We start from the raw sequence: 24,929 nt of genomic DNA, 5'->3' as shown, positions 1-24,929 counted from the left end.
GTACGCCGACGCGCCGCGCCCAATAAGTTAGACGATTAAACTATAGTGTGGTTCGGTGATGGAACGCAAGCGAAGGCGCGCGCGTCGCATACCATGAATCAGATGACGCCGTACGACGAATAGGAAGAGGCGAAGGAACATGGCCGGTCCAAGGAGAATCAACCAGGACGATCTGCGCAACCACAACCTCTCCGTATCCCTCGACGCCCTGCTGTGCGCGAAGGAGCCGCTCAGCCGCGCCGACCTCGCCAAAGAGACTGGACTCACCAAGGCGACGGTGACGCTGCTCGCCGGACTGCTGATCGAATCCGGCGTGATCGAGGAGGGCGAACCATCCGTCGCCGCATCCCACGGACGCCCCAGCACCCCGTTGCGTATCCGCGGCGGCCGCATCGCCGGCATCGGTCTGCAGATCAACACCGACGGCTACGGCTGCCTTGCCCTCGACCTCAACGGCGATGTGCTCGGTCGCCAATGGGTGGACGCCGACATGACCGCCGCGAACCCCGACGACGTCTTCGCGGCACTTGACGGCATGGCCGCCGAACTGGTGGACACGCTCGACCGCCGCGGCTGCACGGTGGTCGGCGCGGGGCTCGCCCTGCCCGGCATCATCGCCGGAGACCGGCTGCTCATCGCGCGCAATCTCGGATGGAAGGATCTGGACCTCTCCCGCTTCGACGTCGTGCGCCGACTCGACGCCATCCCCGACAACGAAGCGAAGATGGCCGCCGTCGCGCAGATCCCCGGCTACGCCACCGCGTGCGCGGACTTCCTGACCACAGTGGGGCGGCGCGACTCCTTCATCTACGTCTCCACCGACATCGGCATCGGCGGCGCCGTCGTGCGCAACGGCGAAGTGGTGCGCGGGTCGCACGGATTCTCCGGCGAAATCGGGCATATGTCCGTCGCGATGGACGGACCGCGATGCACGTGCGGGCGCAACGGTTGCCTCGAAATGTACGCAGGACGTCGCGCCATGGTCGAAGCCGCCGGCATCGGCGACGATGCGGACGCCACCAGAATAGAGTTCGCCGACCGGCTCCTCGACCGTTGGCGTTCCGGCGATCCGCGGGTGATCGCAGTGGTCGACCAGGCAGTGGACGCGCTCGTCTCCGCCATCGCCTCGGCGGTCAACATCATCGACGTCGACACCGTGGTGCTCGGCGGCCTGTGGACGCACTTCGGCGAGGACCTGTCCGCCGTGATCGAACGCCGGCTGCGCGACGAAATCGTCGGTCCGCCCAGCATGACGGTGAAGGTCGCCGCGGCGCAGGTCGGGCAGAATCCGTCACTGTACGGCGCCGCCGAGCGCGGTCTGCGCCGGTTCGTCGACGCCCCGCTGCGGTTCCTGGCGGGTGGTGCCGGCGTGTGATTGGTGGCGGGGTGGTGTCGCATGACCCGTGACGGGAGGACTCCCGTTGCCGGGCGGTCGTGTAGGCGTCATGTGGGGTGATGGACGCCCGAGTAGTGAGACGGTGCGGTGTCAAGTCCCGCGCCGTGTTTACACTGGTGGCTCGCGTCCAAAAGACGCACCCTTGCGGATGTAGTTCATCGGTAGAACGAAAGCTTCCCAAGCTTTAAAGGCGGGTTCGACTCCCGTCATCCGCTCCAGTTGGAACCGGCGGGCCATCGCCGGTTTTTTCGTCTCGGGCGTCGCAGGGCATCGCAGCCATTACGTGCGGAGTTTTGGGTATTACGTGCGCAGTTTTCGAACGAATGTGTGGAGTTCTATGGCGAACGTGTGGAGTGGGTTCCGGAAGACGGCGTCATATTGCGTCGTCGTGAACGACAAGATCCTTGGAATCATGCGGATTTCCGGGGCGGGCGGAGGCCGTCGCCGTGCGGTCTTCAGAAGGTCGGTCCACACGTTCGTTCCCAAACTCCGCACATTCCCTTTGGAACTCCACACGTTCGTTCCCAAACTCCGCACATTTCCTTTGGAACTCCACACGTTGTGCCGCTCCTGGAAGCCGTCCCCTCCCGCCCCCTCTGGAAACTCGCACGTTCATCCAGGGGATTCGCATGACGGCCCGTTGCCGCGCGGTGCCGCCGCCAGTGCACATGGCCGTGGGGCGTCGCGCATGTTACGTGTGCGAAAATTCACAGCGTCCGGTGAACATTCCCGGCGCATCGGCCAAGCGATGGCGCGATAATGGCCGTATGACTATCGCAACTCCCGAACGTTATGCTGAAATGCTCGACGCCGCCCGTCGCGGCGGCTACGCGTACCCCGCCATCAACGTGACGAGCACGCAGACCCTGAACGCCGCCTTGCAGGGCTTCGCCGAAGCCGAATCCGACGGCATCATCCAGGTGTCCGTTGGCGGTTCCGCCTACTTCTCCGGCCAGAGCGTGAACGACCGCGTCACCGGATCGCTGGCGTTCGCCGCGTTTGCGCACGAGGTTGCAAAGCAGTACCCGAACATCACCGTCGCGCTCCACACCGACCACTGCGCCAAGCAGTACCTCGACGAATGGGTGCGCCCGCTGCTCGCGCACGAGGCCGACGAGGTCGCGCACGGCAAGGAACCGACCTTCCAGTCGCATATGTGGGACGGTTCCACCGTGCCGCTCGCCGAAAACCTCGACATCGCCGAGGAATTGCTCGACAAGTCCGTCAAGGCGCACACCGTGCTGGAGATCGAGATCGGCACGGTCGGAGGCGAGGAGGATGGCCACCGCGCCGAAATCAACGAGAAACTGTATTCCACGCCGGAGGACGGTGTGAAGGTCGCGCAGCGTCTGGGGCTGGGCGAGCGCGGACGCTACATGGCCGCGTTCACGTTCGGCAACGTGCATGGCGCGTACAAGCCGGGCGTCGTCAAGCTGCGTCCGGAACTCCTCGGCGACATCCAGCGCGAGGTCGCCACCGCCGTGGTCGACGGCCGCGTGGCGTCCGCCGCCGGCGCGGTCGACTTCCCCAACGGCAAGCCGTTCGCGCTCGTGTTCCATGGCGGCTCCGGCTCCCGTCCGGAGGAGATCGCCGAGGCGGTCAGCCACGGCGTCGTCAAGATGAACATCGACACCGACACCCAGTACGCGTTCACGCGCGCGGTGGCCGGCCACATGTTCGAGCACTACGATGCGGTGCTCAAGATCGACGGCGAAGTCGGCGAGAAGAAGTTCTACGATCCGCGTTCGTGGGGTCGCGAGGCGGAATCCGCGATGGCCGCGCGCGTGGTCGAGGCGTGCAAGGAGCTCGGTTCCGCCGGCAAGGCGCTCAAGTAACGGCGGATGACGCGGGTGACGGCGGGAGACGGCGGATGACGTATCCCGCGCGTCCGAGGGTGTGGGAGATACTGGAGGCATGACCAGCATGACCAACGCGGCGGATGCGACCGTGAACAGCGTGAACGACACGACCGTGAACGATGCGACCGGCATCGTCGCCATCGACGATATCAACGGCGTCGACGATGCGCATGACGTGAACGCGCCGGCCCCGGCATCCGCGCGAGCAGCCGCCACCGTGTCCGTCGCCATCCCCGCGGGCACGGTGGTGCTCGCCGCCACCCCGATCGGCAATGTGGGCGACGCGTCCGCGCGTCTGCGCGCGTTGCTCGAACACGCCGACATCGTCGCCGCCGAGGACACGCGCCGCCTCTACGACCTCGCGAACCGTCTCGGCGTGCATGTAAACGGCCGCGTCGTCGCCTACCACGACCACAACGAGCGCGACAAGGCCGACGGCCTGCTCGACAACGTGGAGACCGGCGCGACCGTGCTCGTCGTCTCCGACGCGGGCATGCCCACGATCAACGATCCGGGGCTCGCGATCGTGCGCCGCGCCATCGAACGCGGCCTGCCGGTCACCTGCGCTCCCGGCCCGTCCGCCGTGCTCGACGCGCTCGCCCTGTCCGGCCTGCCCACCGACCGCTTCTGCTACGAGGGATTCCTGCCGCGCAAACACGCCGAGCGCGTGCAGCATCTGCGCATGCTGCAGGGCGAGCGCCGCACGATCGTGTTCTACGAGACGCTGCATCGCATCGACGATTCGATGGACGATCTGCTCGACGCGTTCGGCCCGAACCGTCGCATGGCCCTGTGCCGCGAACTGACCAAGGACTACGAGCAGATCCGCCGCGGCACGATCGCCGAAATCCGCGATAGCGTGCGCGAGGATCCGCCGCGCGGCGAGATGGTGCTCGTCGTCGCCGGCGCCTCCGACGAGGAGGCGGCCGCCGTCGCGCCGAGCACGCTGTCCGTCGAGGACTTGGCCGTGCTCGCCATCGACCGCGCGCTCGAGGACGGTCTTCGCATCAAGGAAGCGATCACGCAGGTCGTCGGCGAGCACCCGCTGCCCGACGGCACGCTCGCCAATCGCAAGCAGGTCTATCAGGCCGTGCTCGCCATCAAACAGTAGGCGTATGGAACGCACCGTCGCGCCGTGCGCGTGCGCGTGCGCGGGAGCGTCGCGCCCCGCGCATGCACGCGGGAGTGCGCGGCATCCGCGTGCGTGATCAGCGCGCTCGACACCGGTGACCGTCGAGGGCATCCAACGAATCCAGCAGTACGGTGAGCGCGCGTTTCACGCCCGGCCCACCGGCCTGCGACACGTATTCGAGCAGCGTCGCGTCCGCTTTCGGATTGGCGACGAGCCACCGCCGCAGCTCCGGTGCGGTGCGCGCGATATGCCACAGGATGTCCGTATCCGTCGCCGGATCGGCGGCCACGCTCGGCGTGAGCTCCAGCGGTGGCGCGGGAGGCTCGAGCGTGGCGGCGCGGGCGGCGTCTGCGCTCGCCGCCGCCCGCGCCAGCCGCTCGAGACGGTCGGTGCGGTCGAGCGTGTGCAGTCGCCGCGACGGGTGCGGTGCGCGTCGGCGGCTCCTTGTCCGGCGGCCTGCGGCGCGGCGGTTCATGGCGCGGTTCCGACGTGACGGTGATCGTAGGAGCGTCGCACGCCGGAGAGGAACGCGCGGGTGCGCGGCATCGTCGACATGCAGGGATTCTCGTTGAGAATCGTCGCGCAGTCGTCGGGCGTGAAATCGTAGGCGTCCATGAGATCGACGACTTTGTCCGCGTATTCGGTCGGGTGTGCGGCAGAGACGAGCAATGAGGCGACGTCACACGCGGTGCGTGTCGGATCGGTGACGCGCAGATTGCCGAGCGTGACGAGATTGCGTGGCGTGACTTTGCGCGTGAACGCGCGGACCCGATGGCCGAAATGCTGCATGCGGAAATGCGATTGCGACAGCACGTCGAGCGTGCGTGGGAAGTCGCCGCCCATCCACACCCACATGGCGGTGAGCGCGCAGGCGACTGTGGAATGCGGGATGATGCGGTGCACGATCGTGGCGCGGCCGTACAGGGTGGCCGCGTGCTCCGACCAGTAGCCGCTTTGCTGATCGTCCAAGGTGGTGATCGTGCCGTTGGCGGCGAGGCGGCTGAGACTCATCGGGCCGGGCAGATCGCGTTCGCGCAGGATGGTCGGCACGAGTGGGGTCGTGCGCAATCGGGGCGGTGATGCCGGTGGCGCGGGCGGCGGTGAGTTCGTGGTTTCCTGGGTTTCCGTGGTTTCCGTGATCTCCGTGATTTCCGGGGAGGTGGCGGGGTGGGCGATGTTCGTCGATGCGTTCGTCATTGAGTGTTCCATGACCATACCGTAGGGCGTGTGCGGGGCGTGCGCCAGTCGCGCGCTGACGGATGGTAGCCGGGTGGATAACCCGGTGGATGGGCGCGCGGTTATCCACTGCGTTCGGCGGCTGTGCCGTCACCGTATGAATCCGTATGAATCCGAATGAATCCGACCAGGAGGGGCCGGAATCGGGGACGGCCCGTGTGGGCGGCGTGTCCCCGCCGCGCCGGATAATTCGGTCTTATGAGTCATATTCTGGTGAATGTTGCATGGCCGTACGCGAACGGCCCCCGCCATATCGGCCACGTGGCCGGTTTCGGCGTCCCTTCCGACGTGTACGCCCGATACGAACGCATGAAGGGCAATGACGTGCTGATGGTCTCCGGCACGGACGAGCACGGCACTCCTATCCTCGTCGAAGCGGAGAAGGAAGGCCTGAGCGCGCAGGAGCTCGCGAACCGCTACAACCGCGTGATCGCCAAGGATCTGTGCGATCTGGGTCTGAGCTACGACCTGTTCACCCGCACCACCACCGGCAACCACGAGCACGTGGTGCAGGAGATGTTCACCCAGTGCCTGAAGAACGGCTACATCTACAAGGGCACGCAGCAGGTGGCGATCTCCCCGTCCACCGGCCGCACCCTGCCGGATCGCTACATCGAGGGCGAATGCCCGATCTGCCACACCGAAGGCGCGCGCGGCGACCAGTGCGATGCCTGCGGCAACGAGCTTGACCCGGACGAGCTCATCAACCCCGTCTCCAAGATCAACGGCGAGACGCCGCGCTTCGAGGAGACCGAACACTACTTCCTCGACCTGCCGGCGCTCGCCGAGGCGAACCTCGCCTGGCTGAACACCCGTGAAGGCTGGCGCACCAACGTCATCAACTTCTCCAAGGGCCTGTTCAAGGAGGTCAAGCCGCGCGCCATCACCCGCGACATCGACTGGGGCATCCCGGTGCCGGTGAAGGGCTGGATCGACAACCCGAACAAGAAGCTGTACGTGTGGTTCGACGCAGTGATCGGCTATCTGTCCGCCTCGATCGAATGGGCGCGTCGCCAGGGCGACCCGGAGCTGTGGCGCCAGTGGTGGAACGACCCGTCCTGCCCGGCCTACTACTTCATGGGCAAGGACAACATCACGTTCCACTCCCAGATCTGGCCCTCCGAGATGCTCGCCTACAACGGCCAGGGCTCCAAGGGCGGCGAGACCGGCAAGCTCGGCCCGCTGAACATGCCCGAGCAGGTCGTCGCCTCCGAGTTCATGACGATGGAGGGCAAGAAGTTCTCCTCCTCGCGCGGCATCGTCATCTACGTCAAGGACATCCTTTCGCGCTACCCGGTGGACGCGGTGCGCTACTACATCTCGATCGCCGGTCCGGAGAGCTCCGACTCCGACTTCACGTGGGCCGAGTTCGTGCGCCACAACAACGAGGAGCTCGCCTCCTCGTGGGGCAACCTGGTCAACCGCGTCGCCAACCTCATCGCCAAGAACTTCGGCGAGATCCCGGCGCTCGACGAGGATTCGATGACCGACGCGGACCGCGCGCTGCTCGCCGATACGCGCGCCGCGTTCGCCACGGTCGGCGGCTTCATCGAGAACCACCACCAGAAGGCGGGCCTCATCGAGGCGATGCGCGTGGTCGGCGACATCAACAAGTACATCTCCGCCACCGAGCCGTGGAAGATCAAGGACGACCCGGCGCGACTGGGCACCGTGCTGCACGTGGCCGCGCAGGCCGTGTCCGACGCGAACCACCTGCTCGCCCCGTTCCTGCCGCACGCCTCGCAGAAGGTGTGGGAGGCGCTGGGCGGCAAGGGCGTGTTCTCGCCGCTGCCGCGCCTCGAGGAGGTCGAGGACCTCGACAAGCCGGGCTTCGAGTACCCGATCATCACCGGCGACTACAAGCTGGGCGAGACCGTGCACCCGTGGGAGAGCGAGCCGATCGAGGTGGGCGCGCCCGTCGCCAAGCCGACGCCGATCTTCGCGAAGATCCCGAAGGAGGCCGTCGAGGAGGAGCTTGCGCGCTTCGACGAGGCGCTCGCCGCCCGTCGCGCCGCCGAGGCCGAACGCCTCGCCGCCGAAAAGGCCAAGCTCGCCTCCGAGTGAACGCAAGCGGTCACAAAACCGTCACATAGCGCTCAGAGGTTTCTCAGGAACGCGCATCGTTCCTCCAAGGGAGAGTGGGTTTACTGATACATGTCAGCGGTTGGGAGTTCCTCCCGAAGTGAATATCACTGGCGAGGTTCCTCCGAACCCCATAACTGAACCCTTCTTCTCTCTTCTCTCTCACCCGGCGGCTTCTCCCCGCCGGGTTTCTTTTTTTGATTTGGATGATCGACTTGCCGGAACCGGACTGGTTTCTGTTTCCATGCTGGGGACTTCCGGGCTATGGGACTTCCGTAGGCGATTGGACGCTTCCGTTGGAAACCGTACGGGATATGGGATGGGGATGGCGGTACAGAATCGTTGATATTCCGCGGATGAGGTGGTATGTGAAGACCGGCCGTACCCCGTTCGGTTTCCAACGGAACATGATAATCGCCTACGGAATACTTCCGCTCCTGTCCAGTCTCATCAAGCAATGCGGTTCTCTCCCGGGCTGCCACGGATCCTTCCAAGTCCGTCACGGTTCCCTCCATGGCTTGCCGTTTCCCCGTAGCAAACCGTGGAGCGAGCCGTGATGGTCCCGGACCGGCCCGTGACGACCCCGGATTGTCCCCCATCACGGCGGACGCCACACGAACTAGGCTGGACGATATGGCGAGTGAAAGCGAAAAGGCATCCCCGCGCGAACTCGTGCGCAAGATCGCGATGCGCGAGGCCGTCGGATTCGGCATCGGCGACTTCTACGGCGGCGGGCAGCTCACCATCATCGCCACGTACCTCGCCCTGTTCTGGACGCGGTTCTGCGGCATGGGCATCGCCGCCGCACAGGCCGTGATCGGCGTGAGCGCACTCGTCAGCGCCGTCGCCGCGCTGTGGTTCTTCGCGTTCAAATCGTTGTGTGGGTACCTGCCGTGGGCCGTGTTCCCGTACATCGCCGACATCGACCAGATCGTCACGCGGCGGTACCGTTCCGCCACGTTCTCCGGCATCCAGGCGTCGTTCCGCAAGTTGTGCTCCGGCATCGCGACGATCCTCGTCGGGGTAGTGCTCGGCGCGGTCGGGTTCGACGCGGTTCGTCATCGACAAGCGCACCGACGGCGTGGTGCTGCGCGAGGTGACGCGACTGCGCAACGGCGGCGCGAAGGCCGACGCCGATCCGGAGACGCGCGCCGTGGTCGAGCGGCTGGCCGGCGTGGACTACGAGGACTGCTGGCGGTAGCGGCGGCCGGGCTCGCTAGACTGGGCGGTTATGAGCAAGCATCATCATCGCGACCGGAGTTGGGCGCCGGCGCCGGACGTGCTGCCGGAAGGGGCGCACGTCATCGACAACCACACGCACGTCGCGTCCGTCGTGCCGTTCGCACGCGCGATGAGCCACGAGGCCGCCGCGAAGGGGCAGCCGGACGTGCCCGTGTATAGCGTCGACGAACTGCTCGCGCAGGCGGCGGCGGTCGGCGTGACCGGCATCATCGACTGCGGCTGCGAACTGCCGAACCTCGCGCGCGCCGTCGAGATGGCCGTCGAGCATCCGGGCGTCGTGCACGCGGCCATCGCCATCCACCCGAACGAGGCCGTCCGCCACGGCCACCGCGCGGTGGCCGGGCCGGACGGACTGCCCGTCACGTACAAGCCGTACCACGACGTGCCGTTCGACGAGGCCATGGCCGAGGTCGAACGGCTCGCACGCGCGTATCCGGACCAGGTCGTCGCGATCGGCGAGACCGGCATGGACCTGTTCCGCACCGGCGAAGGCGCGCTGGAACTGCAGCGCGAGGCGTTCCGCGCGCACATCGCGCTCGCCAAGGAGCTCGGACTGCCGATGCAGATCCACGACCGCGACTCGCACGCGCAGGTCATCGAGACGCTGCTCGCCGACGGCGCGCCCGAACGCACCGTGTTCCACTCGTACTCCGGTGACGCCGAGATGGCCGAGATCGCGCGCGAGCACGGCTGGTACCTGAGCTTCTCCGGCACGGTGAGCTACAAGGGCAATGAGGGGATCCGCGAGTCGCTGCGCATCGTCGGTCTCGACCACGCGATGGTCGAGACCGACGCGCCGTACCTCACGCCGATGCCGTACCGCGGGCGCACCAACGCGCCCTACATGATCCCGTACACGCTCGCAGCGATGGCCGATGCGCTCGGGGTCCCGCTCGCCGAGGTCGCGCGCGGGACGCGGGAGACGACGCGCGCGGTGTACGGCGTGTGATTGCGCGGCGGTGCTGTTGCGGCGGTTTGGTGAATTTGTGGTGATTCCGTTATGGGTCTACGATGTGTGTCCGAAGAAACGCGAGTGTGACGCAAGAGACGACAAGAGCATCATGGGCGACAGTCAGTGGGAGGCCGCCCAGCACGGAGGATTGAGCGTATGGCTGACCGCAATCAGCAAGTCAAGCGCGCCCGCAAGGTGGTAGGCGGCACCGCGACCGAAAAGAACGCAAGACCCAACAGGCCGGCGCCGGACAGGGAGCGGCAGGAGAAGGCCAAGGCCGAGAAGGAGGCGCTGCTCAGGGCCGACACCTTCACCAACGCGCCGAAGGTCTCCCGCCGCACTCTCACCAAGGAGGAACGCGAGGTCCTCGTCAAGCAGGCGGAGGCCGAGAACAAGGAGGCCGCCAAGCTCGCCACCACCGCGGCGAAGGGACGCTTCGGCCGCTGGTGGGCGCGTCTGCAGTCCGGGCCGAACAAGGTCAGCTGGGGCATGATGATCGTCGCGCTCGGCGTGGTCTACGGCGACATCGGCACCTCGCCGCTCTACACCGCGCAGACGTTCCTCGCCGGCCAGGGCGGCATCGGCAGTGTCGACCGCGAGGCCGTGCTCGGCATGCTCTCGCTGGTGTTCTGGTCGATCACGCTGATCACCACCGTCAAATACGTGCTCATCGCGATGCGCATCGACAACAACGGCGAAGGCGGCATCTTCGCGCTGTACTCGCTCATCCGCCGCCGCGGCGCGTGGCTCGCGATCCCCGCGATGGTCGGCGGCGCCGCGTTCCTCGCCGACTCGGTGCTCACGCCGGCCGTGTCGATCAGCTCCGCAGTCGAGGGCCTGCAGACCCTGCCGCCGCTCGAGCAGCTGTTCGACGAGAATCCGAGCCTCACGCTGATGATCACCGTGGTCATCATCGTCGTGCTGTTCATGGTGCAGTCGCGCGGCACGGAAAGCATCGGCCGCGTGTTCGGCTCGATCGTGCTCGTCTGGTTCAGCTTCCTCGCCGTCGTCGGCCTCGTGAACCTCTCGCAGGACTGGACGGTGTTCGCCGCGCTCAACCCGGTGTACGGCGTGCGCTTCCTGTTCAGCCCGCACAACGACGCCGGCATCGCGCTCATGGGCACCGTGTTCCTCGCGACCACCGGCGCCGAGGCGCTCTACTCCGACATGGGCCATGTGGGACGCGGCAACATCTACTTCACGTGGCCGTTCATCAAGGTCGCGCTCGTGTGCTGCTACTTCGGGCAGGGCGCGTGGATCCTCGCGCACAGCCGCGACCCGCACTACACGACGATGAAATCGTTGAACCCGTTCTTCCAGATGATGACCCCGAACGTGCGCTACGTGGCGGTCGTGCTGTCCGTCACCGCCGGCGTGATCGCCTCGCAGGCGCTCATCACCGGCGCGTTCACGATGGTCTCCGAGGCGACGCGCCTCAACTGGATGCCCCACCTGCAGGTGCGCTACCCGGCGCGCACGCGCGGCCAGCTGTACATCCCCGTGGTCAACGCGGTGCTGTGCGTCGCGACGCTGCTCGTGCTCGCCATGTTCAAGGATTCCGAGCACATCTCCGCCGCGTACGGGCTCGCGCTCACCATCACGATGATCACGACGACGATCCTGCTCGCCGTGTACCTCTGGTACGCGGGGCGGCGTCTCGGCGCGATCGTGTTCCTCGTGCTGTTCCTCGCCATCCAGATCATGTTCTTCATCGCGTCGATGGCGAAGTTCCTGCACGGCGGCTGGTTCACGATGCTGCTCACCATCGCGATCCTGTTCGTCATGTACACGTGGAACGAGGGCACGAAGCTGGAACGCGCGCAACGCCGCCACATGCGCCCGAAGGACTTCCTGCCCACGCTGGAGAAGCTGCACGGCGACTTCCGCATCCCGTACTTCGCCGACAACATCGTCTATCTGACGTCCGACAGCGAGACGAAACGACTCGACACCGACATCTTCTTCTCCATCTTCGCCGACCATCCCAAGCGCGCCCGCGCATGGTGGGCGGTGAGCGTCGAGACCACCGACCAGCCGTTCACGCGCGAATACGAGGTGCAGAACTTCGGCACCGACTTCCTGTTCCGCGTGCGCATCCGGCTCGGATTCAAGGTGTCGCAGTCGATTCCCGCATACCTGCACCAGATCATGCACGACCTGTCGAAGAGCGGCGAGCTGCCGCAGCAGAAGTCGCTGTACCCGAAGGTGGACTCCGATCCGAACATCGGCACGATCCGCTACGTGCTCATCCACAAGGCGCTCATGCCCGAATCGAAGGTCTCCGCGCGCGGGGCGCTGTCGCTGCAGACGAAATACGCGATCCGCCACGTCGCCGGCTCGCCGGTCAAATGGTTCGGACTCGCGCCGTACAATCCGCTCGTCGAGGTGCAGCCGCTGTTCGTGTCCACGCGCAGGCCGCCGCGGCTGAAGCGTATCGAACGCGCGGAGGCGGCCGGGAGCGAACCGACCACCGGAGAGCTGCCGCCAGTGCGGTAGGCGTCGGTGCGGGCGCAGTGGCGTCGTGCGGCAGATGCGTGGTGAAACCTATAAGCAACGCTTATAGCGGCGGCCGCGCGTCGAAACCTGTGCGCGTTATGGTAGCCAACTATGTGCAGATTACTGGGTTACGCGACGGCAGGGTTCAACCTGAGCCTCAACGCAATCCTAGGCACGGAGGGTGTGGACGCCTATCGGGAGATGAGCGAGATCCACAACGACGGCTGGGGTTGCGCGATGCTCTACGAGCCGATCGAACGACCCGGCACACTCGACGGCGGTGCCCCTTCTCCCGAGACCGGCACCAAGCTGTACAAGACCACCGTGGCCGCGCGCCTCGACCCGGTCTTCCCCGAACTTGCCTCCGAGCCGGCGCGAGGCGGGCTGTGGCATCTGCGTCTCGCCTCCTCGAACCTGCCGCTCATCCTCGAGAACCAGCAGCCGTTCTTCGCGAACGGGCTGAGCTTCATCCACAACGGCGACATCTCCGACTCGCACGGCCGCAACATCGTGACGAACCGCCAGTATCCGGTGAACCACAGCGTGTTCCTGTCCACCGGCGGCCGCTCCGACTCCGCGATCTTCTTTGCCGTGATCCTCGAATACATCGGCTTCGGCTACGACCTCGACGAGGCCGTGGCGCAGGCCGTGCGCGAACTGCGCCAGGCGTACCCGCGCTCCAGCTACAACTGCATGATCCAGTCGCAGGACCAGTTCATCGCGCTGAACGCGGCCGGCCGCGAACGCACGTCGTCGCGCATCGTCGAGATCTACGACCAGTACGGCCAGGGCGAGAAGGCGCAGGACTACCGTGTGATGCGCTACCGTGCGCTCACCGACGAGGAGGGTGCGCCGGCCGGCATCGTCGTCGCCTCCTCCGGTTTCGACCAGACCGAGGCCGACGGCTGGCAGGAGCTCGAGAACGACCAGATGATCGTCGCCTCCAACCGCACCGGCGAGTGGTCGATGCGCTCCATCGACTAGTCAGTGACCTCCGACAGCTAGTCAGTGACCTCCGACAGTCGATGGATTGCACGTAGTTGCGCTTCATTTGGTTCTTTGGAGCTTCCTTTGGTAAGTTTTCGCGCCTTGCTTGTGCATACCGATTGAGGAATCGGCGGTATCGCACGGTTTGTTGAGACGATGAGGCGTAGCTGTCGCCGTTCGGTTACCAAATGAACGTGAAAAGAACCAAATGAGTCGAATGATGCGGCGCCACCCGTGCGGATAATGAGGATGGAGCCCTCGGGAATCTTCACAACTCGTGGATTCCATCGGCTGCATGGCTACATGAGGTGTTCCTGCGCGTTCCGTGGCCGCCATACAATGGCGGTATGGTTCCCACGCTTGAGCAGATCGAAGAGCTTCACCACAAGATCGCGCCTTCCGAAGAGGCGTACAACCTGATTCACACGCATTGCGTGATCGTCGCGCGCATCGCCCGCATGCTCGCCCACCGCCAGAACATGCTGTTCGCCCGCCGATGCACGCTGCCGAAGGATGCGGCGGAATTGGCCGCGCCGTCCGCCGCAGGTGCGGAGGAGGTGCTTGCCGGGATCGAGGCGGGGGAGTCCGGCGCCGCCGGCGCGGCCGGGGAATCCATTGTGCGCAACCTCCTCGCCGTGCCGCCGTCCGACGGGGTGACCGGCGGGCATGTGCCGCCGCGGCTCATCGACGAGCATCTGGTCACCATCGGCGGCCTGCTGCACGACATCGGCACGTACAAGGTCCTCAAGCACGACGGTACCGACGGAGAGCCGCTGAAGTTCGCCGGCAAGAAGTACATCAAGCACGGACTGCTCGGCTACGAGTACCTGCTGGAGAACGGCGTGGATGAGGAGATCGCGCAGTTCGCGCGCAACCACACCGGTGTGGGTCTCACGCGCGACGACGTGATCCGCCAGGAGCTGCCGTTGCCGCCGGCCGACTACGTGCCGGTCAATCTTGAGCAGGAGACCGTGATGGTGGCGGACAAGTACAACAGCAAATCGCTGCCAGCCAAGTTCGTCACCGCGGAAAGCTATACGAAGCGCGCGGCGCGCTTCGGCGAGGAGAACAAGCGCCGTTGGCTGGAGCTCCTCGACCAGTACGGTGTGGTGGACGTGCGGCCGCTGGCCAAGGAATACCACATGGTCATCGTGTGATCTGGTATCTGGTATGACTCGGCCCCCTCGCGTGAGGGGGCCGATCGCGTTCGGGGGAGAACAGAAACCTCAGTCGGCCAGATGGAAGGTCTGGTCGGCGGCGGCCGCGACCTCGTCGGAGGCGGTCACGATGATGACGGCGCGCTTCGGGTCGCGGGCGTGCGCGATCGAGGCGAGCAGCTCCAGAATCGCGGCGGCCCCGTCATCGTCCAGTCCCTTCGTCGGCTCGTCGATGATCACGACGTCCGCCTCGCAGCTGATCGCGCGGGCGATCGCCACGCGGCGCTGCTCCACAAGCGGCAGCTCGCCCACCGGACGCCCGCTCGTCGCCTCGGAGAATCCGACGCGTTCGAGCAGTTCGCGTGCAATCACCGGCTTCGGCTTCAGATACGTGCGCCCCGACGCGTCCATCGCATAGCGCACGTTCGCCTCGGCGTCGAGATCGCCGCGTACCGCGTACCGCTGCGGCACGATGCCGAGACGATGCCCGCGCAGCTCGTTGATCTCCAATTCCACGAGGTTCGAGCTTTTCGTCATCGCCGTGCCGGAGGTGGGCAGCTGGTAGCCGCCGAGCACCTCCATCAGCGTGACGCGCTGCTCCGGATCGTCCTCGTCAGGCAGCACGCGGATCGCGTACAGCGAGCCTGCGTAGCATGCGATCGACACGTTGTCGAGCACGTGACGCCCGGTCTTGCGGTTCGTCGTGGTCGCATGGTTGAGCGAGAACGTCGGGTACGACTTGAGCAGCACGCGGTCGCCGACCTGCTGGTCGAGCGCGCGTTCGGAGCGCTTCACCGATGCCTTGACCTCGTTCGGGTCCGCGGCCGCGTCGAGCGTCGCGTTCTTCGCGGCCAGCGCGAGCGTCTCGTTGACGCGTCGCGCGTTCGCCGCCGTGGCCGCCGCGCTCGTCTCCCGGGGGTTCGCGTCGGCCGCCTTGTCTTCGGCGGTGTCAGCGGTGTCGATGGTGTCGGTGGTGTTCGCGGGTTTGTCAGTGTCGCCGTCGGCCGCTTCGGCGTTGGCACCCGGTTCTCCGGCACCTGCCGCGTCGGATTCGCCCGCGGTGGCCGTTTCGCCGGAAACTGCCACCTGCGCGGCGTCGCCTTCCGTGTCATCCATGATGGCGTCCGTCTCGTCGATGGCGGCCGGTGCGAACGCGATGTCAGCATCGTCATCCTCGTCGTAGACGATGCTGAACTCGACCGGCTGCGCGTCGGCGTCGGCAATGCCGTCGTCCGTCTCGGCCTCGCCGGTGACATCCGCCTCGCCGGTGACATCCGCCTCGTCCGTGGGCTTGTCGACTACGGTCTCATCGGCCGCGACATCGTCCTGCTCGGTGACCTTCTCGTCCTTGTCGATGTCCTTCTCGCTCATGCCTTGTCCTCCGAAATCTCCGATGCCTTGAACAGATTCGCGTTGGGGAACGTCGCCGGACGCAGCATTGCGACGATCGCGAGCACGACGACGATGCCGATCGACTCCCAGACCAACGGCCAGACGATGCCGGACGTGACGGGCGTGGCGTGGCCGCCCGCCAGCGCGGCGCCGATCGCGCCCGCGCTCAGGCCGCCCGCCACGAGACCGATCACGGCGGGGATCACGGTGAGCATGAACGTCTCGACCATGAACTGCCAGCCGAGGCGCGGCTTCGTCACGCCGGAGACGAGCGCCATGCCGATCTCGTCGGTGCGCCCGAACCAGGTGCGCGCGATGGTGAGCGCGGCGAGCACGATGCAGCCGCCGAGCGCGACCACCCACAGGATGATGCGCGTGCGGGAGGCGGTCGCGGCGAGCGGTTCGATCGACTTCGTGTACGTCTCAAGCGACGGGGATTCGAGCGTGTAGCCCTTCGGCAGCTTCGCCTTCTTGACGAGCTTGACGAACTTGTTGTAGGTGGCGACGTCGCTGAAATCGAAGATGATGTCGAGCTTCGGCATCGACCATGTGTTCTTCGCCTTGGCGTCGTCGAGCTTGTCGAGGCCGAGCGTGTACGTGGTGGCGTAGGCCGTGTAGATCACGTTCTCGCGGTTGTCCTTCGCGTACTCGGACTTGGCCGTCGAGCCGTTGCCGTCGTCCGAATCCTCGTACTGGTAGATGCCCTGCACGGTAAGCTCGTAGGTCTTCGACTTGTCGGTCGGATCGCCGACCTTGAACGTGTCGCCGACCTTGAGGCCGTTCTTCTCGGCCACGGACTTGGAGATCAGCGCGCCGGTGAATGAGGTGTCGGTGAACTTGAGCGCCTTGCCGTCGACGATCGTGTACTGGCCGTAGTCGTTGTCCTGCTTGGTCTTGCCGTCGTAGAAGGCGCGCAGCTGGAACTCGCCGCCCGTCTTGTCGGCGGAGGTCTCCGTGTCGGCGGTGCCGGCGAGCGCCTTGAACTTCGCGGTCTGGCGCACCGGCAGCGTCTCCATGAACGTGTACGTGAACGAGACGGCCTTCTCCTGCGCGGCGACCGCGTACGGGGTGTAGTCGTCGAACGTGAGGTAGCGCGAGGTGGTCGCCTTCGCATCGTCGGACTTCATCGCGGCCTGCGTGGCGGCGGTCGGGCGCAGCACCGCGTTCGGCGTCTGCGCGTCGTAGGCGCTGCCGTGCGCCGTATCGTTCTCCTGCACGATCGCGATCGATGCGATCGTGCCGAACGATACGAGCAGCGTGACCACCACGGTCAGCGCCGAAATCGCCCAGCGGCGCGTCACGGCACGCCAGGCGTTGGTGAGAACGAACATGACTCTCCAGTCCTCTTGGGTCCCTATGCCCGCGTGCGCGCGGACGTTCCGATTCAACAGTAAGACAGTAGGTCGGCAAATGTGGATGTTCTCTTATCCGAGGCTGTGAGCTGGCTGGGAAGGCGGCGGGAATGCGGCAGGAAAGGAGGGAGCCGGCCGGGAAGGCCGCGACGGGCGCATGTGATTGCATGAACCGGGGGCCGCGAAGTGGGACAATGATAACTGGGATACACCGAGGGAAGGAGCCCACCATGATGGAGCCGTACACGCGGCCGGGCATCGACGACCGGCCTGATCTGGACAAGGCGCTGAGTCCCGAAGACAAGGCGTCGGTCGCCCGTCTCGCCGCCGACCCTCACCGTCTCGCCCCGGAATCATCCGTCGAACAGCCGACCGTGCAGGCGGCGCGACTCGCCGCCGAAGGCACCGGCTCGGTCGTCGCCGCGGCATCCGTCGACGCCGCCGTGCCCGACTACGCGTCATCGTTCCTCGACATGCGCGATCCGATGGTCTCCGCGGACGGCCAGCGCCCGGACGCCGCGCAGGTCACGCGGCTCAAATGGGCGTTCGCCATCTGCTCGCTGCTCGCCGCCGCGCCGTGGGCCGCCGTCAACCTCGTAGGACTGCCGAATCAGATCGCACGCGGCGCCGGATTCGACATGGGCAGTGCGGACCCCGCCGCCGCCCTGCGCGCCGTCTCCCTCGCGCCCGTACTCGCCGGCCTGATCATCCTCGGTGCCGTGTGGAGCCTCCTGTTCACGCCGCTCGTCGCCGCACTGTCCGACCGCACGCGCGTGGCCGCGGGCCGTCGCACGCCGTGGCTCGTCGCGGGCGGCGTGCTCTCCGCGCTGGTCGCGCTTGCGCTCGGCGCGACGACCGGCATCGCCGCCATCGTCGTCCTGTGGACCTTGTTGCAATGCACCTACGCGATGATCGTCGTACCGCTCGCCGCTGCCGTGGCCGAGCGCGTGCCCGACAAGTTCCGCGACGAGATCGAACGGTGGAACGCGATCGGCGTGATCGCCGGACAGGCGACCGGCGGCGTGGTCGGTGGCCTCGCCATCGGATTCGGCGCGTTCAACCCGTTCCTGTGCGCGGCCGTCATGTTCGCCCTCTCCGGTGTGGTCACCGTGCTCGTATGGCCGCGCGAACCGTCCAGCGTCGAGCAGCCGCACATGCGGTTCGACTGGCATGAGGTGTTCGGCGCGGCGTCGCTGCGTCTGCCGCGCGGTGCCGCGGGAACGGATGCGGCGCGGTTCCGCCGTCTGTGCTGGTCGCGCGTGTTCATGACCGCCGCCATCGCGACGACCGGCGTGTACCTGTGGTACATCGTGCGGTTCGCCGTGTACGGCGACGATCCGGCGCTCACCGCCGCGCCGATGACCCTGCCGTCCGGCACGCTCATCGCGCTGCTCGCGCTCGCCACGTTCGCCGGTACGCTGCTCGCCACATATTCGGCCGGAGCGGTCACCGACAAGTTCGCCGAAGGATTCGGCTCGTGGTGGCGCGGATCGCGCGCGTCCGTGGTGTGCGTGTGCGCGCTGTACGCGGTCGGTCTGCTCGCCGGATTGACGATTCTCCATGTCGGCGGCGAACGCAGCCTTACGGTCTTCTCGTTCGTGGCCGGATACGCTTCCGGCCTGTACGACGCGCTCGTCCAGCCGCTGGTCGTCGAGACGCTGCCCGATCCGCGCGAGTCCGGACGTTACCTGCGCGTGTACGCCAACGCCAGGCCGCTGGGACTGGCGCTCGGTGCCGGTCTGGGCGCGGGCGCGGTGGCGGTGGTGCCCGCGTCGTTCGGGTACGTGGCGTTGTTCCCCGCGGCGATCGTGTGCGTCGCGGTGGCGGCGGTTCTGCTGCGCAGGTGACCACCCTCAGTCCGCGTTGCGGACAGCTCCCGCCAGCGGGAGCGGGGTAGTGGGTCGCGTTCGCGGTGGCGGCGGTTCTGCTGCGCAGGTGACCACCCTCAGTCCGCGTTGCGGACAGCTCCCGCCAGCGGGAGCGGGGTAGTGGGTCGCGTTCGCGGGTGGCTTCCTCCGGCGGGAGCGGGGAACGGCGGGCCTGTGACGGGTCGGCAAGCGGGTGCATGTATCATCCAATCGTGGTGTGAAGTGACATGGTGTCACCGTGATGGGCGATGAAAGGCGGGCGGGAACATGGTCGGTATGCGTGATGTGGCGAAGCGGGCGGGGACCTCGGTGAGCACGGTGTCGCTCGTCGTCAACGGCACCGGTTACGTGTCCGACGAGATGCGCAAGCGCGTGCAGAACGCGATGGACGCGCTCGGCTACGTTCCCAACGAGCTCGCACGCAACTTCTACCGCGACCGCACCAACATGGTCGGCGTGATCGTGCCGACCATCCGCCACCCGTTCTTCGCGACGCTCGTCGCCGCCCTCCAGCGCGGGTTCTCCGCGCGCGGGATGCGCGTCGTCCTGTGTTCGGTGGCGGACACCGGCAAGGACGAATCCGAATACATCGACATGCTGCGCCGGCACATGATGGACGGCATCGTCATGGCCGCGCACACGCGTCATCCCGCGGACTACTGGACGTCGATCGGGCGCCCGGTCGTCGCGTTCGACCGGTATCTCGGCGAAGGCGTGCCGTCCGTGCGCTCCGACCACGAGGAGGGCGGACGCATCGTCGCGCGCACGCTCATCGCGTCCGGCGCGCGGCACGTCGCGATGGTCGGCGGCCCGCGCGCGCAGTTCCACGACCTGGAGGACGCCGCGGAGGATGTCGCGGACGCCGGTCGCGCCGCGGGCGAGGCCGCCGCCGGTGCCGCCGCGCCGCATCCCGAATCCACGTTCCCCACCGTGCGCTACTACCTCGCGCTGGAACGCGAGCTGGACGCGGCCGGCGTCGCGCACGAATACGTCGAGTCGGGCGGCGTCGACGATTTCGCCGGATACGTCGCCGCCGTGCGCGGTCTGTTCGACCGGCGCGAGCGGGCGGGTGCCGGCGGCGTCGCGCGTGCCGCGACGGACGCCGCCGTGCCGCCGTTCGACGCGGTCGTCGGCAACGACGTGGTCGCCGCGCTCGCCGCGCAGGAGGCGGCGCGGCGCGGCATCCGCGTGCCCGACGACCTGCAGATCGTCGCGTACGACGGCACGTATCTCGTCGACGCGGCCGGCGTGCGGCTCACCACCGTCGCGCAGGATTTCGGCGCGATCGCCGAGCGGATCGTCGACCGGATGGTCGCGCTGATCGGGGATGGCGGTGATGGTGATTCCGATGATGTCGCGGGCGGTGCCGGTGAGTCCGGCGGCGACACGGCGGGGGAGCGCGGCGTCACGCTCGTGCCGCTCACGTTGCGCGAGGCGGACTCGACGCGGTGATCGGAGGCGGTGACGATGCCGTGCTGCCGTGCGGGCGCCGTTCCGCCGTGGCCGTGGCGGAATCGCCTGACATGCGCGTGAACGCGGGGTAACGGGGAATCGCACGGGAACGACGATGGTCACATAGTGAACATCGGGGGCCGGCGGCGGAACGGCGCTCCTATGGTGTGGAACCAGTTCGAGCGATAACCGCTCGGAGGGAAAACTTCTAGACCGAAAGGAGGCCGCCGCGATGACTGGATACACTGCCGACACCACCGTTGATGAGTCCGCTATGACGCTCGTCAACGTCGCTCTGCTGTCCGCACGAATTATTATTCCGTCTTCGCTGGCGGCATGATTCGGCTTACAAGCTTGAGCCCCGTCAGCGAAGGCAGGGCGAGAGCGATTGATGTTGCTTCAAGCCCTGCATGAGATGCGGGGCTTTTTCATTGCCCGTCCACCACGATCCACAAGATCCGGGTGCGCGATGGAATTCCTGCGAAACAGAGAGAGAAACCCCATCCAATTCAGGAGACAATCCCATGAGTGCAGTCGAGGCAACGACTGAAAACGCAGCTGAAGGCAAGCTGCAGGCGATGGCCCACGATTCCGTGAAGACCGTCATCGCCGCCTCCATGGTCGGTACGGCCATCGAGTTCTACGACTTCTACGCCTACGGCACCGCCGCGGCGAACTACTTCCCGCACATCTTCTTCTCCGCGAAGGACAACCCGACCGTCGCGCTGCTGATGAGCCTGCTGACCTTCGCCATCGCGTTCATCGCCCGCCCGCTCGGCTCCCTCGTGTTCGGCCACTTCGGCGACCGCATGGGCCGCAAGACCACGCTGGTCGTCTCCCTGATGACCATGGGCGTCGGCACGTTCCTCATCGGATGCCTGCCGACCTACAACCAGGCGGGCGTCTTCGCCGTCGCCATCCTGTGCCTGCTCCGCTTCGTCCAGGGCATCGGCCTGGGCGGCGAATGGTCCGGCGCCGCGCTGGTCGCCACCGAGAACGCCCCCGAGGACAAGCGCGCCCTCTACGGCTCCTTCCCGGAGCTCGGCGCCCCGATCGGCTTCTTCCTCTCCAACGGCACCTACTTCCTGCTTGAGACCTTCAACGACTCCGACGCGATGCTCGCCTGGGGCTGGCGCGTGCCGTTCCTGCTCTCCGCGGTGCTCGTGATCATCGGCCTCGTCGTCCGAGTCCACATGGAGGAGACCCCGATCTTCCGCATGGCCCAGGAGCAGAAGAAGGTCGTCAAGTCCCCGCTCACCGAGGTGTTCCGCAAGTCCTGGAAGCAGGTCCTGCAGGCCACGTTCCTCGTCGCCGTCACCTACACGCTGTTCTACACGCTCGCCACCTGGTCCCTCGCATGGGGCACCAAGGAGCAGGGCGAGGGCGGCGGTGGCCTCGGCTTCACCAACCAGGAATATCTGCTCATGCTCATGATCGCCATCTGCGTGTTCGCCGCCTTCATCGTGATCTCCTGCGTGAACGCCGACAAGTGGGGCCGCAAGCGCGTGATCATCACGTCCTCCGTGCTGCTCGTCGTGTTCGCCGCGCTGTTCCCGTTCCTCCTGAACGGTGAGATCGTCGGCCAGCGCAACTTCTTCGCCAACATGGTCTTCCTGTGCGTCGGCTTCGCCCTCATGGGCACCGCGTTCGGCCCGATCGGCGCCTTCCTGCCCGAGCTGTTCGACGCCAACGTGCGCTACTCCGGCTCCGGCATCGGCTACAACCTCGCCGCCATCGTCGGCGCGGCCTTCGTGCCGACCATCGCCACCTGGCTGAGCTCCCACTGGGGCGTCCACTCCGTCGGCATCTACCTCGGCGTGATGGCCCTGTGCTGCCTCGTCGCCGTGCTCTCCTGCCATGAGACGAAGGACGTCGATTTCACGAAGTGACATCGACGGCAGGTTTCTGCCTCGCCGCTGTCGCGGTTCGGCCGAGCCTGCGGACAGTTCACTGGACTGTCCGCTTCACGGCTCGGCCCGGACGTCGATTTCACGAAGTGACACGGCCAACTTTCCACCTTGAGGTGGCCGACATTTCGACGTGATTCCATAACTGAAAATTCAACTCAATATTTGGACGCGGGCGACCGCGCCAACCACTGCGGGACTAGAACTAGTCCCCAGTGAACCGATGACTTTCCTCGCCTAAGGACACAATCCTTTCCCGCCGAAGGCCGTCAGCAATCTCACCGATTGTCGGACGTGCAGTTTTCGTTCGGCATACTGAACAACATAAAGGAGTGCCAATCATGGCAGCAACTATCTGGTACGAGAAGGACGCCGACCTCTCCGTGTTCGAAGGCAAGAAGGTCGCCATCCTCGGCTACGGTTCCCAAGGCCACGCCCATGCGCTGAACCTGCGTGATTCCGGCGTCGACGTCGTGGTCGGCCTGCGCCCGACCTCCAAGTCCGTCGAGTTCGCCAAGGAGCAGGGCCTTGAGGTCAAGTCCGTCGGCGAGGCCGTCGCCGAGGCCGACGTGGTCATGATCCTGCTGCCGGATCAGTACCAGGCCGCCGTCTACAAGAAGGACGTCGAGCCGAACCTGAAGCCGGGTGCCGCTCTGGCCTTCGCCCACGGCTTCAACATCCACTACGGCTACATCAAGCCGTCCGAGGATCACCCGGTGTTCATGGTCGCCCCGAAGGGCCCGGGCCACATCGTGCGTCGTGAGTACGCCGCCGGCCGTGGCGTCCCGGTGGTCGTGGCCGTCGAGCAGGACCCGGATGGCAAGACCTGGCCGCTGTGCCTCGCCTACGCCAAGGCCCTCGGCGCTCTGCGCGCCGGCGCCATCAAGACGACCTTCACCGAGGAGACCGAGACCGATCTGTTCGGCGAGCAGGACGTCCTCATGGGCGGCATCAACCACCTGTGCGACATGGGCTTCGACGTGCTGACCGAGGCCGGCTACCAGCCGGAGATCGCCTACTTCGAGGTCTTCCACGAGCTGAAGATGCTCGTCGACCTCGCCAACGAGGGTGGTCTCAACAAGGCCCGTTGGTCCTGCTCCGACACCGCCCAGTACGGCGACTACACCTCCACGGTCATCACCGAGGAGACCAAGAAGCGCATGCAGTACCAGCTCAAGCGCATCCAGGACGGCTCCTTCGCCAAGGAGTTCATGGATGACCAGGCCGCCGGCGCCCCGAAGTTCAAGGAGCTGCAGGAGGAGTACTCCCACCCGCACCTCGAGACCGTCGGCCCGAAGCTGCGCGCCATGTTCTCCTGGAACAACGGCCCGGCCAAGGATCAGGACGAAGCCGAGTCCTTCAACGGCAAGATCGCTCGTACCCAGGTTCAGTGAGCTTGGTTGCGTCGCGTGAGCGGTAACTGCGGATTAGCGGCAAAGCTAACCGCGTAACGTAGGGCCGCCACTTCGATGGGAATCGAAGTGGCGGCCCTTTCGCGTTGCCGTGTGCCCTGTGGCGGTTCTTGGCGCGATTCTCGTGCGGAAAACGAGGGTTTTCCGCACGAGAATCGCACGAGAATCGCGCCAAGTGAGGGGGCTAGGCGGTAAATAGCGCCGACACGCGGTTTCCCCATACGGTCGTCCCGTTTGGTGTGTGGTGTGTTGTTTCCTCCCGCTGGCGGGAGGTGGCGCGTGAGCGCCGGAGGGTGGTTTGGCGGTGCTGTGGTGGGTGTCGGTTGCTGGTTTGGTGGGTTGTGCTGTGGCGAGTTGTGCTGTGTCGCGTGGTGTTGTGCCGTGGTGGTGTGGTTGTTTCCTCCCGCTGGCGGGAGGTGGCGCGTAGCGTCGGAGGGTGGTCCGGTGGTGCGGGGGTGTTGTTGGTTGGTCTGGTGGGAGTGGTGTGTGTTGTCTGTTTTCGACACGCCGGTGTTTTGGCTTGTTTTCGGGGGTTTGGGGTTTGTTGTGTGGTGTTGGGTTGCGTGGTTGGTTGTGGTGGTGTAGATTGTTCTTTCGCTGCCGCTGGGCGGTCGGGGGTTTCCTTGGTTGGTTTCCTTCGGGTTTGCTTGGTGTGTGTGGTGGTTTGAGAACTCAAGAGTGTGTTGTACTACTTACTTCTTTATAGTCAATGATTGCCAGTCCGATTCCCGCTCCGGTTTTTGCTGGAGTCCACGAGGGTGGTTGATGGGGGTCGGGGTTTTTGTGCGAACCGCTTTTCCTTATTAAGTGGTTCCGTCTTTTTTCTTTTTTGAGAGTCGTTTTTCGATTTCTCTTCATGAAGGTTTTTTTGTGGAGGGTTCGATTCTGGCTCAGGATGAACGCTGGCGGCGTGCTTAACACATGCAAGTCGAACGGGATCCTGCCAGCTTGCTGGTGGGTGAGAGTGGCGAACGGGTGAGTAATGCGTGACCGACCTGCCCCGTACT

General features: G+C 66.0%; 18 protein-coding genes, 1 tRNA gene and 1 rRNA gene. 15 read left to right on the top strand and 5 right to left on the bottom strand.

The genetic code is table 11. The annotated features are described in order from the left end of the window. Positions 1-139: 139 nt before the first annotated feature. The 4 genes from AC1AYR_RS10515 (at position 140) to rsmI (ending at position 4,366) form a co-directional block, all read left to right on the top strand. On the top strand, positions 140-1,375 hold the full coding sequence (locus AC1AYR_RS10515; RefSeq protein WP_476512580.1) for an ROK family protein: 1,236 nt from the start codon (positions 140-142) through the stop codon (positions 1,373-1,375). A 165-nt stretch (positions 1,376-1,540) separates the two neighbouring features. Next, positions 1,541-1,614: transfer RNA gene (locus AC1AYR_RS10510), tRNA-Gly, on the top strand. Between the two features lie 549 nt (positions 1,615-2,163). Next, entirely contained in the window at positions 2,164-3,231 is a 1,068-nt protein-coding gene (gene fbaA, locus AC1AYR_RS10505; RefSeq protein ID WP_476512579.1) for a class II fructose-bisphosphate aldolase, read from the top strand. A gap of 79 nt (positions 3,232-3,310) precedes the next feature. Beyond that, positions 3,311-4,366, top strand: a complete 1,056-nt coding sequence (gene rsmI, locus AC1AYR_RS10500; RefSeq protein ID WP_476512578.1) for a 16S rRNA (cytidine(1402)-2'-O)-methyltransferase — start codon at positions 3,311-3,313, stop codon at positions 4,364-4,366. A gap of 97 nt (positions 4,367-4,463) precedes the next feature. On the opposite strand, the gene AC1AYR_RS10495 is transcribed toward rsmI, so the two are convergent. Both AC1AYR_RS10495 and AC1AYR_RS10490 read right to left on the bottom strand, forming a co-directional pair. Next, positions 4,464-4,862: a variant leucine-rich repeat-containing protein gene (locus tag AC1AYR_RS10495; RefSeq protein ID WP_476512577.1), complete on the bottom strand. Its 399-nt coding sequence runs from the start codon at positions 4,860-4,862 to the stop codon at positions 4,464-4,466. Next, a complete protein-coding gene (locus AC1AYR_RS10490; RefSeq protein ID WP_476512576.1) occupies positions 4,859-5,584 on the bottom strand; it encodes a hypothetical protein in 726 nt (241 codons plus the stop codon). The genes AC1AYR_RS10495 and AC1AYR_RS10490 overlap by 4 nt, the downstream gene beginning before the upstream one ends. A gap of 237 nt (positions 5,585-5,821) precedes the next feature. Between AC1AYR_RS10490 and metG the strand changes: the two genes are divergently transcribed. Then, positions 5,822-7,687 carry a methionine--tRNA ligase gene (gene metG, locus AC1AYR_RS10485; protein WP_476512575.1) on the top strand — a complete coding sequence of 622 codons (1,866 nt, stop codon included), beginning with the start codon at positions 5,822-5,824 and terminating at the stop codon, positions 7,685-7,687. 740 nt (positions 7,688-8,427) lie between these two features. On the opposite strand, the gene AC1AYR_RS10480 is transcribed toward metG, so the two are convergent. Continuing rightward, positions 8,428-8,709 carry a hypothetical protein gene (locus tag AC1AYR_RS10480; protein ID WP_476512574.1) on the bottom strand — a complete coding sequence of 94 codons (282 nt, stop codon included), beginning with the start codon at positions 8,707-8,709 and terminating at the stop codon, positions 8,428-8,430. Between the two features lie 92 nt (positions 8,710-8,801). Between AC1AYR_RS10480 and AC1AYR_RS10475 the strand changes: the two genes are divergently transcribed. The 5 genes from AC1AYR_RS10475 to AC1AYR_RS10455 all read left to right on the top strand — a co-directional run bounded on the left by AC1AYR_RS10475 (position 8,802) and on the right by AC1AYR_RS10455 (position 14,539). Beyond that, complete coding sequence (locus AC1AYR_RS10475) at positions 8,802-8,906, top strand: oligogalacturonide transporter (protein ID WP_476512573.1); 105 nt, start codon at positions 8,802-8,804, stop codon at positions 8,904-8,906. Between the two features lie 30 nt (positions 8,907-8,936). Then, positions 8,937-9,896, top strand: coding sequence for a TatD family hydrolase (locus AC1AYR_RS10470; RefSeq protein WP_476512572.1), 960 nt, complete (start codon positions 8,937-8,939; stop codon positions 9,894-9,896). 159 nt (positions 9,897-10,055) lie between these two features. After that, positions 10,056-12,395: a KUP/HAK/KT family potassium transporter gene (locus AC1AYR_RS10465; RefSeq protein ID WP_476512571.1), complete on the top strand. Its 2,340-nt coding sequence runs from the start codon at positions 10,056-10,058 to the stop codon at positions 12,393-12,395. Positions 12,396-12,506: 111 nt separating this feature from the next. Next, positions 12,507-13,379 carry a class II glutamine amidotransferase gene (locus tag AC1AYR_RS10460; RefSeq protein WP_476512570.1) on the top strand — a complete coding sequence of 291 codons (873 nt, stop codon included), beginning with the start codon at positions 12,507-12,509 and terminating at the stop codon, positions 13,377-13,379. 350 nt (positions 13,380-13,729) lie between these two features. Continuing rightward, the gene (locus tag AC1AYR_RS10455; protein WP_476512569.1) at positions 13,730-14,539 is read left to right on the top strand and encodes an HD domain-containing protein; all 810 of its coding nucleotides are present in this window, start codon (positions 13,730-13,732) and stop codon (positions 14,537-14,539) included. A 69-nt stretch (positions 14,540-14,608) separates the two neighbouring features. On the opposite strand, the gene AC1AYR_RS10450 is transcribed toward AC1AYR_RS10455, so the two are convergent. Together AC1AYR_RS10450 and AC1AYR_RS10445 are read right to left on the bottom strand one after the other, a co-directional pair. Continuing rightward, positions 14,609-15,910 carry an ATP-binding cassette domain-containing protein gene (locus tag AC1AYR_RS10450; protein WP_476512568.1) on the bottom strand — a complete coding sequence of 434 codons (1,302 nt, stop codon included), beginning with the start codon at positions 15,908-15,910 and terminating at the stop codon, positions 14,609-14,611. Next, positions 15,907-17,262 (bottom strand): ABC transporter permease, encoded by a 1,356-nt coding sequence (locus AC1AYR_RS10445; protein ID WP_476512567.1) that lies wholly within the window; start codon positions 17,260-17,262, stop codon positions 15,907-15,909. The genes AC1AYR_RS10450 and AC1AYR_RS10445 overlap by 4 nt, the downstream gene beginning before the upstream one ends. Positions 17,263-17,513: 251 nt before the next feature. Here AC1AYR_RS10445 and AC1AYR_RS10440 point away from each other — a divergent pair, with 251 nt between their 5' ends. From AC1AYR_RS10440 to AC1AYR_RS10420, 5 genes are all read left to right on the top strand, one after another. Next, a complete protein-coding gene (locus tag AC1AYR_RS10440) occupies positions 17,514-19,130 on the top strand; it encodes an MFS transporter (protein ID WP_476512566.1) in 1,617 nt (538 codons plus the stop codon). 288 nt (positions 19,131-19,418) lie between these two features. Next, positions 19,419-20,603 (top strand): LacI family DNA-binding transcriptional regulator, encoded by a 1,185-nt coding sequence (locus AC1AYR_RS10435; protein ID WP_476512565.1) that lies wholly within the window; start codon positions 19,419-19,421, stop codon positions 20,601-20,603. A gap of 524 nt (positions 20,604-21,127) precedes the next feature. Further along, positions 21,128-22,492 (top strand): MFS transporter, encoded by a 1,365-nt coding sequence (locus AC1AYR_RS10430; RefSeq protein ID WP_476512564.1) that lies wholly within the window; start codon positions 21,128-21,130, stop codon positions 22,490-22,492. A gap of 359 nt (positions 22,493-22,851) precedes the next feature. Then, positions 22,852-23,904: a ketol-acid reductoisomerase gene (gene ilvC / locus AC1AYR_RS10425; RefSeq protein ID WP_476512563.1), complete on the top strand. Its 1,053-nt coding sequence runs from the start codon at positions 22,852-22,854 to the stop codon at positions 23,902-23,904. Positions 23,905-24,789: 885 nt separating this feature from the next. Then, positions 24,790-24,929, top strand: a 16S ribosomal RNA gene (locus AC1AYR_RS10420); the annotation flags it as partial.

The organism is Bifidobacterium sp. LH_417, from assembly GCF_056357035.1.
Note: the sequence above shows the minus strand (reverse complement) of the source record. Positions and strands in the feature narration are given on the sequence as shown.

Excerpts from the sequence above, each read along its gene's own strand:
- AC1AYR_RS10515 (WP_476512580.1), top strand. The coding sequence starts at position 140 with ATGGCCGGTCCAAGGAGAATCAACCAGGACGATCTGCGCAACCACAAC.
- fbaA (WP_476512579.1), top strand. The coding sequence starts at position 2,164 with ATGACTATCGCAACTCCCGAACGTTATGCTGAAATGCTCGACGCCGCC.
- rsmI (WP_476512578.1), top strand. The coding sequence starts at position 3,311 with ATGACCAGCATGACCAACGCGGCGGATGCGACCGTGAACAGCGTGAAC.
- AC1AYR_RS10495 (WP_476512577.1), bottom strand. The coding sequence starts at position 4,862 with ATGAACCGCCGCGCCGCAGGCCGCCGGACAAGGAGCCGCCGACGCGCA.
- AC1AYR_RS10490 (WP_476512576.1), bottom strand. The coding sequence starts at position 5,584 with ATGACGAACGCATCGACGAACATCGCCCACCCCGCCACCTCCCCGGAA.
- metG (WP_476512575.1), top strand. The coding sequence starts at position 5,822 with ATGAGTCATATTCTGGTGAATGTTGCATGGCCGTACGCGAACGGCCCC.
- AC1AYR_RS10480 (WP_476512574.1), bottom strand. The coding sequence starts at position 8,709 with ATGCCGGAGCACAACTTGCGGAACGACGCCTGGATGCCGGAGAACGTG.
- AC1AYR_RS10470 (WP_476512572.1), top strand. The coding sequence starts at position 8,937 with ATGAGCAAGCATCATCATCGCGACCGGAGTTGGGCGCCGGCGCCGGAC.
- AC1AYR_RS10465 (WP_476512571.1), top strand. The coding sequence starts at position 10,056 with ATGGCTGACCGCAATCAGCAAGTCAAGCGCGCCCGCAAGGTGGTAGGC.
- AC1AYR_RS10460 (WP_476512570.1), top strand. The coding sequence starts at position 12,507 with ATGTGCAGATTACTGGGTTACGCGACGGCAGGGTTCAACCTGAGCCTC.
- AC1AYR_RS10455 (WP_476512569.1), top strand. The coding sequence starts at position 13,730 with ATGGTTCCCACGCTTGAGCAGATCGAAGAGCTTCACCACAAGATCGCG.
- AC1AYR_RS10450 (WP_476512568.1), bottom strand. The coding sequence starts at position 15,910 with ATGAGCGAGAAGGACATCGACAAGGACGAGAAGGTCACCGAGCAGGAC.
- AC1AYR_RS10445 (WP_476512567.1), bottom strand. The coding sequence starts at position 17,262 with ATGTTCGTTCTCACCAACGCCTGGCGTGCCGTGACGCGCCGCTGGGCG.
- AC1AYR_RS10440 (WP_476512566.1), top strand. The coding sequence starts at position 17,514 with ATGATGGAGCCGTACACGCGGCCGGGCATCGACGACCGGCCTGATCTG.
- AC1AYR_RS10435 (WP_476512565.1), top strand. The coding sequence starts at position 19,419 with ATGGTCGGTATGCGTGATGTGGCGAAGCGGGCGGGGACCTCGGTGAGC.
- AC1AYR_RS10430 (WP_476512564.1), top strand. The coding sequence starts at position 21,128 with ATGAGTGCAGTCGAGGCAACGACTGAAAACGCAGCTGAAGGCAAGCTG.
- ilvC (WP_476512563.1), top strand. The coding sequence starts at position 22,852 with ATGGCAGCAACTATCTGGTACGAGAAGGACGCCGACCTCTCCGTGTTC.